Source organism: Streptomyces sp. NBC_01546 (assembly GCF_045208355.1).
Lineage (GTDB): Bacteria > Actinomycetota > Actinomycetes > Streptomycetales > Streptomycetaceae > Streptomyces.
The window spans coordinates 2087724-2104703 of sequence record NZ_CP109379.1 but is presented as its reverse complement, the minus strand read 5'-3'; the positions used below and the strand labels follow the sequence as shown (position 1 = coordinate 2104703).

Annotated in this window: 16 protein-coding genes and 1 pseudogene; 7 read left to right on the top strand and 10 right to left on the bottom strand. The window is 72.3% G+C overall.

All coding sequences use genetic code 11. The annotated features are described in order from the left end of the window. Positions 1-141 precede the first annotated feature (141 nt). A complete protein-coding gene (locus OHA89_RS09640; RefSeq protein WP_257553674.1) occupies positions 142-1347 on the bottom strand; it encodes an MFS transporter in 1206 nt (401 codons plus the stop codon). Between the two features lie 109 nt (positions 1348-1456). Between OHA89_RS09640 and OHA89_RS09635 the strand changes: the two genes are divergently transcribed. Continuing rightward, the gene (locus OHA89_RS09635; RefSeq protein WP_257553673.1) at positions 1457-2368 is read left to right on the top strand and encodes a LysR family transcriptional regulator; all 912 of its coding nucleotides are present in this window, start codon (positions 1457-1459) and stop codon (positions 2366-2368) included. Positions 2369-2381: 13 nt separating this feature from the next. On the opposite strand, the gene OHA89_RS09630 is transcribed toward OHA89_RS09635, so the two are convergent. Then, a complete protein-coding gene (locus OHA89_RS09630; protein WP_406365896.1) occupies positions 2382-3239 on the bottom strand; it encodes a phosphotransferase enzyme family protein in 858 nt (285 codons plus the stop codon). 28 nt (positions 3240-3267) lie between these two features. Here OHA89_RS09630 and OHA89_RS09625 point away from each other — a divergent pair, with 28 nt between their 5' ends. The 5 genes and pseudogenes from OHA89_RS09625 (at position 3268) to OHA89_RS09605 (ending at position 8246) form a co-directional block, all read left to right on the top strand. Continuing rightward, complete coding sequence (locus OHA89_RS09625) at positions 3268-4272, top strand: carbohydrate ABC transporter permease (protein WP_406365894.1); 1005 nt, start codon at positions 3268-3270, stop codon at positions 4270-4272. Continuing rightward, a complete protein-coding gene (locus OHA89_RS09620; RefSeq protein ID WP_406365893.1) occupies positions 4272-5120 on the top strand; it encodes a carbohydrate ABC transporter permease in 849 nt (282 codons plus the stop codon). The genes OHA89_RS09625 and OHA89_RS09620 overlap by 1 nt, the downstream gene beginning before the upstream one ends. Further along, complete coding sequence (locus OHA89_RS09615; protein WP_406365892.1) at positions 5120-6418, top strand: ABC transporter substrate-binding protein; 1299 nt, start codon at positions 5120-5122, stop codon at positions 6416-6418. Before OHA89_RS09620 ends, OHA89_RS09615 begins: the two co-directional genes overlap by 1 nt. A gap of 12 nt (positions 6419-6430) precedes the next feature. Then, positions 6431-7677 (top strand): annotated as a pseudogene (gene mgt / locus OHA89_RS09610) (macrolide-inactivating glycosyltransferase). A gap of 20 nt (positions 7678-7697) precedes the next feature. Beyond that, complete coding sequence (locus OHA89_RS09605) at positions 7698-8246, top strand: DUF1697 domain-containing protein (RefSeq protein WP_257553667.1); 549 nt, start codon at positions 7698-7700, stop codon at positions 8244-8246. A 60-nt stretch (positions 8247-8306) separates the two neighbouring features. Here the strand turns inward: OHA89_RS09605 and OHA89_RS09600 are convergent, their stop codons facing one another. Then, a complete protein-coding gene (locus tag OHA89_RS09600) occupies positions 8307-9152 on the bottom strand; it encodes an aldo/keto reductase (protein WP_257553666.1) in 846 nt (281 codons plus the stop codon). A gap of 45 nt (positions 9153-9197) precedes the next feature. On the opposite strand from OHA89_RS09600, the gene OHA89_RS09595 reads away from it, so the two are divergent. After that, positions 9198-10199, top strand: coding sequence for a ketopantoate reductase family protein (locus tag OHA89_RS09595; protein WP_266942775.1), 1002 nt, complete (start codon positions 9198-9200; stop codon positions 10197-10199). A 90-nt stretch (positions 10200-10289) separates the two neighbouring features. On the opposite strand, the gene OHA89_RS09590 is transcribed toward OHA89_RS09595, so the two are convergent. The 7 genes from OHA89_RS09590 to cysC all read right to left on the bottom strand — a co-directional run bounded on the left by OHA89_RS09590 (position 10290) and on the right by cysC (position 16965). Further along, entirely contained in the window at positions 10290-11054 is a 765-nt protein-coding gene (locus tag OHA89_RS09590; protein ID WP_266614222.1) for a sirohydrochlorin chelatase, read from the bottom strand. Positions 11055-11059: 5 nt separating this feature from the next. Further along, the gene (locus OHA89_RS09585; RefSeq protein WP_266614220.1) at positions 11060-11959 is read right to left on the bottom strand and encodes an ABC transporter permease; all 900 of its coding nucleotides are present in this window, start codon (positions 11957-11959) and stop codon (positions 11060-11062) included. Then, complete coding sequence (locus OHA89_RS09580; protein ID WP_266942772.1) at positions 11946-12740, bottom strand: ABC transporter ATP-binding protein; 795 nt, start codon at positions 12738-12740, stop codon at positions 11946-11948. The genes OHA89_RS09585 and OHA89_RS09580 overlap by 14 nt, the downstream gene beginning before the upstream one ends. A 34-nt stretch (positions 12741-12774) precedes the next feature. Then, positions 12775-13920 (bottom strand): aliphatic sulfonate ABC transporter substrate-binding protein, encoded by a 1146-nt coding sequence (locus tag OHA89_RS09575; RefSeq protein ID WP_266614216.1) that lies wholly within the window; start codon positions 13918-13920, stop codon positions 12775-12777. A gap of 224 nt (positions 13921-14144) precedes the next feature. Beyond that, positions 14145-15485: a sulfate adenylyltransferase subunit 1 gene (locus OHA89_RS09570; RefSeq protein ID WP_215148034.1), complete on the bottom strand. Its 1341-nt coding sequence runs from the start codon at positions 15483-15485 to the stop codon at positions 14145-14147. 2 nt (positions 15486-15487) lie between these two features. Next, positions 15488-16423, bottom strand: a complete 936-nt coding sequence (gene cysD, locus OHA89_RS09565; RefSeq protein ID WP_257553660.1) for a sulfate adenylyltransferase subunit CysD — start codon at positions 16421-16423, stop codon at positions 15488-15490. Further along, positions 16420-16965, bottom strand: a complete 546-nt coding sequence (cysC, locus tag OHA89_RS09560; protein ID WP_215148038.1) for an adenylyl-sulfate kinase — start codon at positions 16963-16965, stop codon at positions 16420-16422. The genes cysD and cysC overlap by 4 nt, the downstream gene beginning before the upstream one ends. Positions 16966-16980: the final 15 nt, after the last annotated feature.

Here is a 16980-nt window from a genome sequence, read left to right as displayed (position 1 = left end):
CCACGGGCGGTACGGGCAGGCCCGCCCGTACCGCCCGTGCCGTCCGGACCGTCCCGCGGCGGCCGGTCGTGGGCCCGGCGCCCGGCCCCGCCGGCCCCGGGATCGGGGTGGCGCGGCCCGGGGTGGGCGCCGGGGCCGGTCTCAGAGGCGCCCGGAGGCGGGGGCCTTGCCCAGCGCCGTCACCGCAAGGGCCGCCACGGCGAGCCCGCCGCCCAGCCACATCACCGCGGTGACCCCGGCGCCGTCCGCGGCCAGCCCCCCGGCCAGCGCGCCCAGGGCGATCGCCCCGTTGAAGACGCCGACGAAGAGCGAGGACGCGGCCTCGCGCGCCTCGGGGGCCGCGGCCAGCAGCCAGGTCTGGGTGCTGACGGACACGCCGCCGTAGGAGAGCCCCCAGACGGCGAGCAGCACGCCGGCGGTCAGGACGGAGCCGCCGAGCACCGGTACCAGCGCCACCGTGGCCGCCAGTACCGCGCTGATCACCAGCAGGGTGGAGCGCGGGGAGCGCCCGGCGCCCGCGCCGGCCGCGAAGTTGCCCGCCACACCGGCGACTCCGTAGACCAGCAGCAGCGTGCCGATCATCCCGGCGCTCGCCCCCGAGACCTCCTCCAGCACGGGGCGCACGTACGTGTAGGCGGCGAAGTGGCCGGTGACCAGCAGCGCCACCACGGCCAGTCCGGTCCGCACCCGCGCCTCGCCGAACAGCCGCATCACACCGCTGAGCCGCACCTCTTGCTCGGCCGGCAGCCGCGGCAGCAGCACCGCCAGGGCGACCAGGACCACCAGTGCCAGCGCGCCCACGGTGACGAACGCCGTCCGCCAGTCGGCCAGTTCACCGATGTACGTACCCGCGGGGACGCCGAGCACCGAGGCCACCGCGATACCGCTGAAGATCAACGAGGTCGCGGAGCCGATCGACTTCGGCGGCACCAGACGTACCGCCAGGCCCGCCGCGATCGCCCAGACACCGCCCATGCCGATACCGACCAGCACGCGGGCGGCCACCATCACCGCGAAGTTCGGCGTCCACGCCGCGAGCAGGTTGCCCACCGTCAGGACCGCCATCAGCGCACACAGCACCGCCCGCCGGTCGAACCGCCCCAACAGCGGTGTCAGCAGCGGCGCCGACACCGCACCGACCAGGCCGGTGATGGTCAGGGTCAGTCCGGCGGTGCCCTCGGTCACCTTCAGCGCGTCCCCGATGGGCGTCAGCAGGCCCACGGGCAGCATCTCGGACGTCACCACCGTGAACGTCGCGCTCGCGACCGCCGCCACGCCCAGCCAGCCGCGGGTCGCCGACCGCTCCGACACCCCGGTGGTGTCTGCAATTTCCTCAGTCTGTGCCATGCGACCAGCCAACCCGCCCCGACCTGCGGGAACAACGGCCGATCCCTCATCCTTCGATAAGCGGGACTACTCGATCGGCCGCGCGGAGCGGCGGTGTAGAAAGGGAACCATGAGCGGTGTCGAGATACGCGAGCTGGAGACATTCCTCGTGCTGGCCCAGGAGTTGCACTTCGGGCGGGCGGGCGAGCGGCTGTACGTCTCCCAGAGCCGGGTCAGCCAGCTGCTGCGCTCCCTGGAGAGCCGCATCGGCGCCCCGCTCGTCGAACGCACCAGCCGCCGGGTGCGCCTGACCCCGCTGGGCGAGAGCTTCCTCGCGGGCCTGCGCCCCGCGTACGACGCCCTGCGCGCCACGGTCGACGAGGCCCGGGCCGCCGCGCGGGGCATGGGCGGGGAACTGCGCATCGGCTTCCAGGGCACCGTCGACGACTACCTCAGCCGGGCGATCGCACGGTTCGGGGACCGGTATCCCGACTGCGCGATCGACATCGTCGAGATCCCGCTCTCCGACCCCTTCGGGCCGCTGCGCCGCCAGGAGGTGGACTGCGCGGTGGTCCTGCTGCCGGTGGCCGAGGACGACCTCGTCCTCGGCCCGGTCTTCTCCCGGCAGCCGCAGACCCTCGCCGTGTCCGTCCGGCACCCCTTCGCCGCCCGGGACTCGCTGTCCGCCGAGGAACTCGCCGACTGCCGGCTCATCGGCATCGACGGCGGAGCCCCCGAGTACTGGCGGCGGGCCCAGGCCCCCGGCCTGACCCCGGGCGGCCTGCCCGTACCGGCCGGGCCCAGCGTCAACACGCTCCAGGAAGGGCTGAGTCTGACGGCGGCCAACCGCGGTGCCATGCTGCTGTGCCGGTCCACGGCCGACTACCACGGGCGCCGCGACTCCCTCACCTTCGTCCCGGTGCAGGGCCTGCCCGACTCCGAGCTGGGCCTCATCCGCCACCGTCTGCGGCCCTCCGCGCAGGCGGAGGCCTTCGCCCTGGCGGTCAGCGAAACCGCCGGGACGGCCGGGACGGCTGCCTGACCGTGAAACACGCCTAGAACGGGTGCCAGCGGACCTCGGACGCGCCCTCGCGCAGGGAGTCCACCCGGCGGCGGAATTCGGCCAGCGCCTTCGGGTTGGTCGGCGCGTGCTGGGACACCCAGGCGCAGCTCGCCGTCTCACGGGCCCCGCGCAGCACCGCGCAGCCCTCCCACTCGCGGACGTCCCAGCCGTACGCCGTCACGAACGCCTCGTAGGACTCGGCGGGCAGCCCGTACCGGTCGCGGGAGAGGGCCATCACCACCAGGTCGTGCTCGCGCAGGTCGGCCGAGACGGTCTCCAGGTCGACCAGGACCGGGCCGTCCGGGCCGACGTGCACGTTGCGGGGCAGGGCGTCGCCGTGGATCGGGCCCGGGGGCAGATGCGGCACCAGCCCGGCCACCTCGCCCGCGTAGGCGTCGCGGCGGGCCCGCAGGTACGCCGCGTCCGCCGGGTCGATCGCATCGCCGGCCAGCCGCAGCCAGCGTTCGACACCGCCCAGCAGATCCCGCGCGGCCAGCGGGAACGGCGGCGCGGACAGGGCGTGGATCCGCCGCAGCAGCACCGCGAGATCCTCCGGCGCCGCGGGACGCACCGCGTCCGGGAGCCGGTGCCACAGCGTCACCGGGTGCCCCGCCACCAGCCGCGGCTCGGGCTCGGCCGCGCGGACCGCCGGAATCCCGGCCCGCTCCAGCCAGTACGCGACGGCCAGTTCGCGTTCGGCCCGCGCCGTCAGGGCCGGGTCCGCGCGGCCCACCTTCACCACCAGTTCCCCGGCCGCGAAGACCGCGTTCTCGCCCAGGGCCAGCAGCGAGGCTGCGCCGCCGCCCAGGCCTGCGGCCGCCAGTACGTCCCTGGCCCGCGCCTCGTCCATCTCGTACTCCGGATCCGGATCGTCGTGAATGCGCCAAGTCTCCCATCCGCGTGTGCACTGCCTTGACGCGCCATCAGGCCCTGCGCACGATGACCGCAACGGATCCGGACGATCCCCCGGGAAGGGGGTGAAGGTGACCGCCGCCGCCCCCGTGCGCAAGGGCCGCCGCGCCGACCACGGGGCCTGGTTCCTGGTGCTGCCCGCCCTGATTCCCATCCTGCTGCTCAGCGTCGGCCCGCTGCTGTACGGCATCGCCCTCGCCTTCACCGACTCCCAGTCCGGCCGCACCGCCCCCACCCAGTGGGCCGGGATCCTGAACTTCCAGGACCTGCTCCACGACCGGCTGTTCTGGGAGTCCTTCCGGATCGGCCTGCTGTGGGCTGCCGGGGTCACCGTCCCGCAGTTCCTGCTGGCCCTGGGGCTGGCCCTGCTGCTCAACCAGAACCTCCGCTTCCGGTGGCTGGCCCGCTCTCTCGCGATCATCCCCTGGGCCATGCCCGAGGTGGTGGTCGGCATCATGTGGCGGCTCGTCTACCACCCCGACGCGGGGGTGCTCAACGAGACCCTGTCCGGCCTCGGGCTCGCCGGGGACACCGACTGGCTCAGCGGCCTCGCCACCGCCCTGCCCGCCGTCGTCGTGGTCGGCATCTGGGCGGGCATGCCGCAGACCACGGTCGCGCTGCTCGCAGGCCTGCAGAACACCCCGCACGAGCTCCACGAGGCCGCCGCCCTCGACGGCGCCGGGGCCTGGCGCCGCTTCCGGACGGTGACCTGGCCCGCGATACGTCCGGTGGCGCTGTCCATCTCGGCCCTGAACTTCATCTGGAACTTCAACTCCTTCGCCCTGGTCTATGTCCTGACCAACGGCGGGCCCGGCGGCCGCACCCGGCTGCCGATGCTCTTCGCGTACGAGGAGGCCTTCCGCTACGGGCAGTTCGGGTACGCCGCCGCCATGGGCTGCGTGATGGTCGCGGTGATCTCGGTCCTGCTCGCCGTGTACCTGGCCGGCCGGCTCCGGGGAGGCGACACCTGATGGGACGCGCACACAACCGCACCAACACCCGTACCAGGGCCGCCCAGTACACGGCGCTCGCCGCCTACCTCGTCTTCCTCGCGTTCCCGTTCCTGTGGCTGCTCTCCACCGCCTTCAAGCCCGCGCGCGAGCTCGGCAGCCTGCACCCCACCTGGATCCCGAAGGACCCGACCCTCGGCAACTTCCGGCAGGCCTTCGCCGAGCAGCCGCTGGCGCACGCGGCGCTGAACAGCCTGATCGCCGCGGTCTGCGCCGCCGTGCTCGCGGTCGTCCTGGCCACCCCGACGGCCTTCGTCCTCGCCCGGAGGCGGGGGAGGCTGGCCACCGCCGCCACCGGCTGGGTCGTGATCAGCCAGGCCTTCCCCTTCGTCCTGGTGATCATCCCGCTGTTCCTGGTGCTGAAGAACCTCCACCTGGTCAACTCCGTACCGGGCCTGATCCTCGTCTACGTCGTCTGGTCGCTGCCGTTCGCGCTGTGGATGCTCGTCGGCTACGTGCGCGCCGTCCCGCCCGAACTGGAGGAGGCGGCGGCGATGGACGGGGCCGGGCGGCTGCGCACCCTCGTCTCGGTGGTCGCGCCCCTGCTGGCGCCGGGCATCGTGGCCACCGCGCTGTTCGCCTTCATCACCGCCTGGAACGAGTTCTTCTTCGCCCTCGTCCTCCTCAAGACCCCGGAGCAGCAGACCTTGCCGGTCGTCCTGACCCACTTCCTGGGTGCCGAGGGCGCCGCCGACCTCGGCCCGCTCGCCGCCGCGGCCTTCCTCGCGACCCTGCCCTCCCTGGTGATCTTCTCCGTCATCCAGAAGCGGATCACCGGCGGCATGCTGGCCGGGGCGGTGAAGAGCTGATGGGGATCCGCGGATGGCGGGCCGGGGCCCTCGCTCTCGCGCTGCTGGCCGGGCTGCTCGGCGGCTGCTCCGCGCCGCGCGGCGACTTCGACGGCGTGGTGCGGCTGCGCTTCCAGTCGCTCGCCTGGCAGAAGGAGTCCGTCGACGCCAACAAGGCCCTGGTCGCGGAATGGAACGCCGCCCACCCCGAGGTCCAGGTCCAGTACGTGCAGGGCAGCTGGAACAGCGTCCACGACCAGCTGCTGACCTCCTTCGAGGGCGGCGAGGCCCCCGACGTCATCCACGACGCCTCCGACGACCTGGCCGACTTCGCCTACGGCGGTTACCTCGCCGACCTGCGGCCCCTGCTCTCCGAACGGCTCAAGGCCGACATCCCGGCCGGCTCCTGGGAGTCCGTCACCTTCGGGGCCGACGGCGGGGTGTACGGGGTCCCCTTCCTCCAGGAACCCCGGGTCCTGATGGCCAACACCGAGCTGCTGCGCGCCTCCGGGGTGCGCATCCCCACCCCCGAAGCCCCCTGGAGCTGGGAGGAGTTCCGTACGGCCGCCCGGCAGCTGACCGCCGAGGGCCGGTACGGGGTGGCCTGGCCGCTCAAGGACCCGGTCTCCGCCACCCTCAACCTCGGCCTGTCCGCGGGCGGCCGGCTCTTCCACCGCGACGCCGGCGGGAAGGCCGTCATCCGCTGGTCCGAGGGCGACGCGGTCGTCCCCGCCACCATCCGGGCCCTGACCGAGACCGACCACAGCGCCTCCCGGGCCACCCTGGGGATGGGCGGTTCCGACACCCTGCCCGGCTTCTTCGGCGGCCGGTACGCGATGGTGCCGCTCGGGTTCTCGTACCGCCAGCAGATCGTGCGCCAGGCGCCGCCCGGCTTCGCGTGGCAGGTGCTGCCGCCCCCGGCCGGGGCGGACGGCCTGGCGCAGGGAGTCAGCCCGCAGACCCTCTCCATCGCGCAGGACAGCCCGCACAAGAAGGAGGCGGCGGCCTTCATCGACTTCCTGCTGGGCCCGGCCAACATGGTCCGCCTGGCCCGCGGCGACTGGATGCTGCCGACCGGCACGCGGGCGCTGGCCGACCCGGCCCTGCGCACGCCCGAGCTCGGCTGGGCCACGGGCACGGCCCTGGCGGGCGGGCTGCGCCCGGCGCCGGCCCAGTCGGCGCGCGGCTATCCGGAGTGGAAGGACAAGGTCGCGACCCCGGCGCTCCAGGAGTTCTACAGCGGGGCGATCGACCTCGCCGAGCTCGAGGAACGGCTGGTGGGGGACGGGAACCGGGTACTGGCGCGGTACCAGAGGTAGGGCCCGCGCAGCATAAACAGATTGCACGAGACGTCTCGTCTCGTTATGGTCGGATCATGACCTCCGCCAAGCCCGCACACATCGCCATGTTCTCCATCGCCGCCCACGGGCACGTGAACCCGAGCATCGAAGTGATCCGGGAACTCGTCGCCCGGGGCCACCGCGTCAGCTACGCGATCCCCGCCTCCTTCGCCGAGAAGGTCGCGGAGACCGGCGCCACCCCGGTGATCTGGAACTCCACCCTCCCCACCGACGGCGAACCGGAGGCCTGGGGCACCGAGCTCATCGACAACCTCGAACCCTTCCTCAACGACGCCGTCCAGGCGCTCCCGCAGCTCGCGGCCGCCTTCGAGGGCGACGAACCGGACCTCGTCATCCACGACATCACCGCCTACCCGGCGCCCGTGCTCGCCCACCGCTGGGGAGTCCCCGCCGTCTCCCTCTCCCCGAACCTGGTCGCCTGGGAGGGGTACGAGGATGAAGTGGCCGGACCGATGTTCGCCGACCTCAAGGCATCCGAGCGCGGACAGGCCTACTACGCCCGGTTCGCCGCCTGGCTGACCGAGAACGGCCTCGGCGACCAGGTCGACAGCTTCCAGGGCCGCCCGCGCCGCAGCGTCGTCCTGATCCCCCGGGCACTCCAGCCGAACGCCGACCGCGTCGACACCTCCGTCTACACCTTCGTCGGCGCCTGCCACGGCGACCGTACGGCGACCCAGGGGCGCTGGCAGCGCCCGGAATCGGCCGAGGGCAGGAAGGTGCTGCTGGTCTCCCTCGGCTCCGCCTTCACCAAGCAGCCCGCCTTCTACCGTGCCTGCGCCGAGGCCTTCGGGGACCTGCCCGACTGGCACGTCGTCCTGCAGATCGGCAAGTTCACCGACGAGGCCGACCTCGGGACGATCCCCGCCAACGTCGAGGTCCACCGCTGGGTTCCCCAGCTGGACATCCTGCGCCAGGCCGACGCCTTCATCACCCACGCGGGCGCCGGCGGCAGCCAGGAGGGCCTCGCCACCGCCACCCCGATGGTCGCCGTCCCGCAGGCCGTCGACCAGTTCGGCAACGCCGACATGCTGGTGTCACTCGGCGTGGCCCGGCACGTCCCGATGGAACAGGCGGACGCCGCAACCCTCCGGGAAGCGGTCCTCGCCCTGCTCTCCGACCCCGGCGTCGCGGCCCGCTGCGAGGAGGTCCGCGCACAGATGGCCACCGAGGGCGGCACACGACAGGCCGCCGACCTCATCGAGGCCGAACTGTCATAGACACCCCCTACGGTGCCTTCATGGCGAAGAAATACGCGGCGCTGCTGCGCGGGATCAATGTCGGCGGGAGCAAGAAGGTCCCCATGGCGGAGCTGCGCTCCGTACTGGAGGGGCTCGGCCACGGCGACGTACAGACGTACCTGCAGAGCGGCAACGCCGTCTTCAGCAGTGCGAAGGAGGACCCGAAGGCGCTCGCCCGGGAGCTGGAGGCGGCCATAGAGGCCCACTTCGGCTTCCGGGTGGCCTGCCTGGTCGTGGACGGCGCGTACCTGAGCGCCGTCGCCGAGGCCTGCCCCTTCCCGGCCGCCGAGCTGGAGGGAAAGCAGCTCCACGCCACCTTCTTCTCCGAACAGCCCGGCCCGGAGCGGTTCGCCGCCCTCGACCAGACGGCGTACCTCCCCGAGGAGTACCGGCTCGGCGACCGCGTCCTCTACCTCTACGCCCCGAACGGCATGGGCCGCTCGAAACTGGGCGAGGCCCTCGCCAAGCCCGCCGTCGTCAAGGGCATCGACGTCACCACCCGCAACTGGAACACGGTCGTCAAGCTCGTCGAACTCACCGGAGCCTGACCCGGGGACGGGGCGGGGCGGGGCGGGACGGGGCGGGGCGGGGACCTCAGGCCTCAGGCCTCAGCCGAGCGCGTCCAGCAGTTCCAGCTCCCGCGCGGTGAGGCGCACCGTCGCCGCGTCCAGGTTCTCCGCCAGGTGGGCGGGTGAACCGGTGCCCGGCGTCGGGCACAGGACGGGGGAGCGGTGCAGCAGCCACGCGAGCGCCACCTGGCCCGGGCTCGCACCGTGTGCGGCGGCCACCGCACTGACCGCGGCCGCGCTCTCACGGGTCAGGGAGCCGCTGCCCAGGGGGTAGTACGGGAGGAAGGCGATCTGGTGCGCCTCGCACAGCGCCAGCACCTCCGCCGAGCCGCGGTCGAGCAGGTTGTACGCGTTCTGGACCGCGGCGACCGGCACCGACTCCCGTGCCGACCGCAGCTGCCCCGCGGTGACCGTGTCCAGCCCGATGTGCCGGATCTTGCCCTCCGCCCGCAAATCGGCCAGCGCGCCCAGCTGTTCGGCCATCGGGACCGACGGGTCGAAGCGGTGCAGCTGGTAGAGGCCGATCCGCTCCACGCGCAGCCGCCGCAGGCTCGCCTCGCACATCTCCCGCAACTGCTCCGGGCGGCCCGCCACATGCCACTGGTCGGGGCCGGTGCGCACCACCCCGCCCTTGGTGGCGATGACGAGCTGCTCCCCGTACGGGTGCAGGGCCTCGGCGATCAGCTCCTCCGCCAGGTCGGGGCCGTAGTTGTCGGCGGTGTCGATGAGGGTGACCCCGCGCTCCACCGCCGTGCGCAGCAGCGCCCGGGCCTCGGCGCGCCCGCCGCGCGGGCCCCAGTAGCCGGGCCCCACCAGGCCGCCCGTACCGAAGCCGAGCCGTCTCACGGGCAGATCCCCGCCGAGCGCAAATATCTCATCCACCATGCCCCGACGGTATCGCGAGGGGCGGGATGTGCCAGGCTCGTAGGCATGCGTTACATCATCATCGGCGCGGGCGCGGTAGGCGCCACCATCGGCGGACGGCTCGCGGAGGCGGGCGGCGAGGTCGTCCTCGTCGCGCGCGGCGCGCACGCGGAGGCCCTGCGGGCGGACGGTCTGCGGCTCACGACGGCCGACGGGACCCGGGTGCACCGGCTGCCCGTGGTCACCGGACCGGCCGAACTGGGTGAACTGCGCCCGGACGACGTACTGCTGCTGGCCGTCAAGACCCAGGACGCCATCGCCGCGCTCGACGCGTGGGGCGACGCGGAGGTCGCGGGCGGCGGGACGGCGGCGCAGCGGCTGCCGGTGCTGTGCGCGCAGAACGGCGTGGAGAGCGAGCGGCTGGCCCTGCGGCGCTTCGCGCGGGTGTACGGGGTGTGCGTGTGGCTGCCCGCGACGTTCCTGGAGCCGGGCGTGGTCTCGGCGCTGTGCGCGCCGCTGACCGGGATCCTGCACGTGGGCCTGGCGGCGGGCGGCGCGGACGCGCCGGCGCGCGCGGTCGCGGCGGACCTCGGGAAGGCCGGCTTCGAGGCGCCGGTGGTCGAGGACGTGATGCGGTGGAAGTACGCGAAGCTGCTGGGGAACCTCGGCAACGCGGTCCAGGCGACCACCGGCCCGGAGCCGGACCCGGCGAAGGCCGCGCTGCTGCTGCGGGCGGTCCGCGAGGCGAAGGCGGTCTTCGGGGCGGCCGGTATCGCCTACGCCTCGGACGCGGAGCAGGCGGCCGCGCGCGACGGGAAGGTGGACCAGCCGCCGGGGGTCCGGGGCGGGTCCTCGTGGCAGAGCCTGGCGCGGGGCACCGGCTCGGTGGAGGCGGACTACCTCAACGGGGAGATCTCCCTGCTGGGGCGGCTGCACGGGGTTCCGACGCCGGTGAACGACGTGCTGCGGCACGCGGCCAACATCTTTGCCCGGGAGGGTCTGCCGCCGGGCGCGATGTCCATCACGGACCTCACGGCCCTGGCCGACGAGGCCGCGGCCCGCGCGTAGCAAATCCAGCCCCGCCGGCGTTTGAGGCGTGGGGGTCCCCCCGGACGGAGTCTGGGGGAGGGTCTGGGGCGGTGCCCCAGGAGGCGGTGCTCAGGCCGTCAGGGCCGGGAGCCCAGCGGGAGCGGAGACGGCGGCGGCGTCGAAGCGGCGCAGCAGCAGGCGGGCCAATTCAGGGGCAGGGCCCAGAACGTCCGCGACGACATCGGCACCCGCGGCTTCGGCCCCCGCCACGATGCGGTCCGGGAGCCGCCCGGGGGCGATGACGTACGGCGCCACCGCCACCCGCGCGAAGCCCTCCGCACGCAGCGCCCGTACGGCGTCCTCCGTACGGGGAAGGGCAGCGGAGGCGAACGCAGGCCGCACGGCGCACCAACCGGTGTGCCGCCACTCCCGCGCGATTTCAGCGATCACTGCGATCGCCTCCGGGTCCGTGGAGCCGGCGGACGCGAGCACCACCGCGGTGGTGGCGCGGTCCGCCGGGGTGAGTCCGGCCTCGGCCAGCCGGCGTTCGAGGGCCGAGACGAGCAGCGGGGACGGGCCGAGTACGTCGGCCACCCGCACCGACAGCCCCGGCAGCCGGGCCGTCGACTCGGCCAGCGCCGCAGGGATGTCGGACTTCGCGTGGAAGGCCCGGGTGAGGAGGAGCGGGAGGGCGACGACCTCCCGTACGCCCGACAGGTAGAGCGAGGACAGGGCCTGCCCCACCGAAGGGGTGTTGAAGTCCAGGAAGGCCGTCTCGACGCGCAGCCCGGGCCGCAGCGCCCGCACGCGCCCGGTGAGGGCGTGCACGGTCGCCGCGTGCCGCGGGTCGCGGCTGCCGTGGGCGATGACGAGGAGGGCGGGTGCGGTGGACACGGGACTCACTTGACCAGCAGGCCGCGGCTGCGCAGGACCCATCGCTCGACCGGGCTGAAGATCAGCAGGTCGATGGCGATGCCGACGACGAGGATGAGGATGATGGCGAGGAACACGCCGGGCAGGTCGATGTTGTTGCGGCCGTTCTCGAGGAGCTGGCCGAGGCCCAGGCCCAGTTCGGGGGAGCTGGCGATGATCTCGGCGGCCATGAGGGAGCGCCAGGAGAAGGCCCAGCCTTGCTTGAGGCCGGCGAGGTAGCCGGGCAGTGCGGCCGGCATGACGATGTGCCGGGCGCCGCTCAGGCCGGTGGCGCCCAGGGTGCGCCCGGCCCGCAGGTAGAGGGGCGGGATCTGGTCGATGCCGGAGACGAGGCCGTTGGCGATGGAGGGGACGGCGCCGAGCAGGATGACCGTGTACATCATGGCGTCGTTCAGGCCGAACCAGAGGACGGCCGGCGGCACCCAGGCGACCGAGGGCAGGGACTGCAGGCCCTGGAGGATCGGGCCGATCGCGGCGCGGACGAACTTCACCCGGGCGACGAGCAGTCCGAGCGGGGTGCCGATGGCCAGGGCCAGCAGGAAGCCGAGCAGTCCGCGCGACACGCTGGTCCAGATGACCTCGAGCAGGGTGCCCTTGAGCCACATGTCGGTCAGGCTGTCCCATACCGCGGACAGTGCGGGGAGTTTGGTCTCCTCGGTGACCTTCGTTGCGACGAGGATCTGCCAGACCAGGAGCACGAGGCCGACGGCCAGGACCGGGGGCAGGACCTTCTTGAGGAGGATCTCGCGGATGGGTGTGCGGTGGGTCTGGACCGCGTCGAGGGCGTCCAGGCCGGCCTCGAGGCCCGCCAGGTCGTCCTGCCTGCCCTTGGCCGCGGCTTTCGGGGTGGTGTCAGTGCTGGCCATGGCGGCGGATCTCCCCACGCAGGTGTTCGGTGATCTCAAGGGACAGTTCCGCCACGTCCGCGTCCTCGATGCGGCGCGGCTGCGGGATGCCCACGGTCCATTCCTTCGCGACCCGGCCGGGCCGGGAGGAGAGCAGGACCACGCGCTGCGCGAGCCGCACGGCCTCGCGCACGTTGTGCGTGACGAACAGGACGGAGAGGTTGGTCTCGGCCCAGATGCGGGTGAGTTCGCCGTGCAGTACGTCGCGGGTGATGGCGTCGAGCGCGGCGAAGGGTTCGTCCATCAGGAGCAGCTGGCTGTCCTGGGCGAGGGCGCGGGCCAGGGCGACGCGCTGGCGCATGCCGCCGGACAGTTCGTGGACGCGCTTGCCGTAGGCGCCGGCGAGGCGGACCAGTTCCAGCAGCCGTTCGGCCTCCGTACGGCGGTCGGCCTTGGCGACCCCGCGCAGGCGCAGGGCGAGTTCGATGTTCTTGCCCGCGGTCAGCCAGGGGAAGAGGGCGTGTTCCTGGAACATGAGTGCCGGGCGGCCGCCGGGGGTCTCGATGGACCCCGCGGACGGCTTGTCCAGGCCGGCGACCAGGTTGAGCAGGGTGGACTTTCCGCATCCCGAGGCTCCCAGGATGGTGACGAACTCTCCGGGAGCGACATCGAGGCTGATGTCGTCCAGGACGAGCTGTGATCCGGCCGGGCCGGAGAAGGACTTCGAGACGTGCTCGATGCGAGCGGCGTGCGTCAGCTCCGCTACGGTGCCCTCGGCAGCCTTGGCAAGCATGGTGGCCATGGTCGTCACCTCCTGGGGTTGCTGGATTGCGGGGTTACTTGGCGCCGAGACCGGCGTCGGAGACCTCGGGCTTGCCGGCGGCCTTCAGTACCTTGTTCAGGAGCGTCAGGTCGTAGATGCCGGTCAGGTCGGGCTGCTCGATGAGCTTGGCCTTGACCGCGTAGTCGGCCTGCGTCTTCAGCGTGGTGGCCAGCGGGTCGTCGGTGATCGCGATGCTCGGCCAGGCCGGGTCGATGACCTTGGCGTCGAGCGGCTTGCCGCCCTCGGCCTCGAGCCTGGCGTTCGCGGAGGCCTTGGCCTTGTCCGGGTTGGTGTTGATCCACTCGTTGGTCTTCACGGTGCCCTTGAGGACGGCCTCGACCACGTCCGGGTGTTCCTTGAGGAACTTCTGCGACACGATGATGTTCGTGATCACGAACTTCTTGTCGGGCCACAGGGAGGTCTCGTCGAGGAGGACGGAGCCGCCGTCGGAGACGAGCTTGGAGGCGGTGGGCTCGGGTACCCAGGCGCCGTCGATCGAGCCCTGCTTGAAGGCGTCCGGGGTGACCTTGTTGTCCGTGCGGACGACGGAGACGTCGCCCTTGCCGGACTCCGGGTCGACCGTCCAGCCCTTCTCGGAGATCCAGTTGAGGAACGCGACGTCCTGGGTGTTCCCCTTCTGCGGGGTGGCGATCTTCTTGCCCTTGAGGTCGTCCAGGGTTTTGATCTTGTCCGGGTTCACGACCAGCTTGACGCCGCCGGAGGCCGAACCGGAGATGATCCTCAGGTTGGAGCCCTTGGACTTGACGTAGCCGTTGATCGACGGCGAGGGGCCGATGAAACCGATGTCGAGAGAGCCGCCGTTGAGCGCCTCGATCTCGGACGGACCGGCGTTGAAGGACTGCGGCTTGATCTTGGTGCCGTTCAGTTCCTTCTCGATCAGGCCTTCCTGGAGGCCGACCAGAGCGGTGGCGTGCGTCAGGTTCGGGAAGTACCCGATGCGGACCTCGGAGGCCGACAGCTTCTTGCCGTCGGTAGCCGCGACGTTGGCCTTCTTGTCCTCGCTCTTCGCGGCCTGGGAGCCGTAGCCGCAGGAGGCGAGCGCGCCGATCAGCAGCGGCAGCGCGGCGGCGGCGGCGACGCCGCGCAGGCCCTTGTCACGGGAAAGGGCAGTACGGGTGGTGTTACCGGTGGCAGGCACGGGAGGACTTCCTCTCGTGACGTGGTCATCTCATGACGCACGTCTTCGTCTGTGGCGTTCGTGGAGCCGGGGCAGGTACAGCTCGTGGGGGGTGTGGGCGCGCATGCGGTGCGCGTACGTCATCGCGCACATCGCGCCACCCCTCCCTGGCCGCTGCCGAGGGCGCCGCTGCCTACGCGGCCGCCCTCCTTCGCGAAGGTGGAGTAGATGTCGAAGGGCATGGGCTAGAAGTCCCACCCTTCTTCGTCGGCCTGGACGGTGGTCTCGGCGGTGGAGGCGAAGGACTCGCCCGCCATGCCCGCCGCCAGCGTGGTTCCGTCGGCCGGGTCGATCAGCAGGAAGGACCCGGTGCGGCGCGAGTCGGCGTACGCGTCGAGCGCGAGCGGCTCGGCGGTACGCACGACCACGCGGCCGATGTCGTTGGCCACCAGCTGCCCGGGGTTCGGGTGCTGGGACAGGTCGTCGAGGGTCAGCCGCGAGGGGATCTCCTTTACGATCGCCTTGACCGTGCGCGTCGTGTGCTTGAGCAGCACCCGGGCGCCGACGGCCAGGGGCTGGTCCGCCACGTGGCAGACCGTCGCCTCGACGTCCTGCGTGGTGGCCGGGGCGCTCGCGGACGGCGCGATCAGGTCGCCGCGCGAGATGTCGATGTCGTCCTTGAGCCGCACGGTCACCGACTGCGGGGCCCAGGCGATGTCGACGCTCTCGCCGAGCGCGTCGATCCCCTCGATGACCGAGGTACGGCCGGACGGCAGGACGGTGACGGCCTCGCCGACCCGCAGCACGCCGGAGGCGATCTGGCCCGCGTAGCCCCGGTAGTCCGGGTGCTCGGCGGTCTGCGGACGGATCACGTACTGCACCGGGAAACGCGCCGGGCAGGCGGTGAGGTCGTGGCTGACCGGGACGGTCTCCAGGTGCTCCAGCACCGTCGGGCCGCCGTACCAGTCCATGTTCGCCGACACGTCCACCACGTTGTCCCCGGCCAGGGCCGAGATCGGGATCGCGGTGATCTCCGGGACGCCCAGGTCCGAGGCGTACGCGGTGAACTCCTCGGCGATCGCCGCGAAGACGGACTCCTGGTAGCCGACGAGGTCCATCTTGTTGACGGCCAGCACCACGTGCGGGACGCGCAGCAGGGCGGCGACGGCCGCGTGCCGGCGGGTCTGCTCGATCACGCCGTTGCGGGCGTCGACCAGGACCACGGCCAGGTCGGCGGTGGAGGCGCCGGTGACCATGTTCCGGGTGTACTGCACGTGCCCGGGGGTGTCGGCGAGGATGAACCGGCGGCGCGCGGTGGCGAAGTAGCGGTACGCGACGTCGATGGTGATGCCCTGCTCACGCTCGGCCCGCAGGCCGTCGGTGAGCAGCGCGAGGTCGGGGGCGTCCTGGCCGCGCTGGGCGGAGACGGCCTCGACGGCCTCCATCTGGTCGGTCAGCACCGACTTGGAGTCGTGCAGCAGCCGGCCCACCAGGGTGGACTTGCCGTCGTCGACGGAGCCGGCGGTCGCGAAGCGCAGCAGCGTGGTCGCCGACAGATCGGCGAACTGCTCGGTGGTGGAGGTCATTTCTAGAAGTACCCTTCGCGCTTGCGGTCTTCCATCGCGGCCTCGGACATCTTGTCGTCGGCGCGGGTGGCACCCCGCTCGGTGAGGCGGGAGACGGCGATCTCGGCGATCACGGCGTCCAGCGTGGCGGCGTCGGAGTCGACGGCGCCGGTGCAGGACATGTCACCGACGGTGCGGTAGCGGATGAGACGCGTCTCGGGCGTCTCGCCCTCCTTGGCGCCGCCCCACTCGCCGGCCGTCAGCCACATGCCGTTGCGCTGGAAGACCTCGCGCTCATGGGCGAAGTAGATCTCCGGCAGCTCGATGCCCTCGCGGGAGATGTACTGCCAGACGTCCAGCTCGGTCCAGTTGGAGAGCGGGAAGACGCGCACGTGCTCGCCGGGCGCGTGGCGGCCGTTGTAGAGCTGCCACAGCTCGGGGCGCTGGCGGCGCGGATCCCACTGGGAGAACTCGTCGCGCAGGCTGAACACCCGCTCCTTGGCGCGGGCCTTCTCCTCGTCGCGGCGGCCGCCGCCGAAGACGGCGTCGAACTTGAGGCTCTGGATGGCCTCGGTCAGCGGGACGGTCTGCAGCGGGTTGCGGGTGCCGTCCGGACGCTCGCGCAGCTTGCCCGCGTCGATGTAGTCCTGGACGGACGCGACGTGCAGGCGCAGACCGTGCTTCTCGACCGTGCGGTCGCGGTACTCCAGCACCTCGGGGAAGTTGTGCCCCGTGTCGACGTGCAGCAGGGTGAAGGGGACCGGCGCCGGCGCGAACGCCTTCAGCGCCAGGTGCAGCATGACGATGGAGTCCTTGCCGCCGGAGAACAGGATCACCGGCTTCTCGAACTCGCCCGCCACCTCGCGGAAGATGTGCACGGCCTCGGACTCGAGGGCGTCGAGGTGCGACAGCGCGTACGGCGCGTCGGTCTCTTCGTGCAGGTGGGCGACCGTGGTCATGCCAGACCCCTCTCGGTGAGCAGCGCGTGCAGGGCCGAAGCCGACTCCTGCACGGACTGCGTGTGCGACTCGATACGGAGGTCCGGGGACTCCGGTGCCTCGTACGGGTCGTCGACCCCGGTCAGACCGGAGATCTCGCCCGCCGCCTGCTTGGCGTACAGGCCCTTCACGTCACGCTCGGAGCAGACCTCGACCGGGGTGGCCACGTGGACCTCCAGGTACGAGGTGCCCTCGGCGGCGTGCCGCTTGCGGACGGCCTCACGGCTGTCCGCGAACGGCGCGATCACCGGTACCAGCGCCTTGACGCCGTTGCTCGCGAGGAGCTCGGCGACGAAGCCGATCCGCTGCACGTTGGTGTGCCGGTCCTCGCGGCTGAAGCCGAGGCCGGCGGAGAGGAACTCGCGGATCTCGTCCCCGTCGAGCACCTCCACGCGGTGGCCCTCGGCGCGCAGCCGCTCGGCCAGCGCGTAGGCGATCGTGGTCTTGCCCGCGCTCGGCAGCCCGGTCAGCCACACGGTGGCGCCCTGGTCGCTCACGCTCATCTGCTCTGTCTCCGT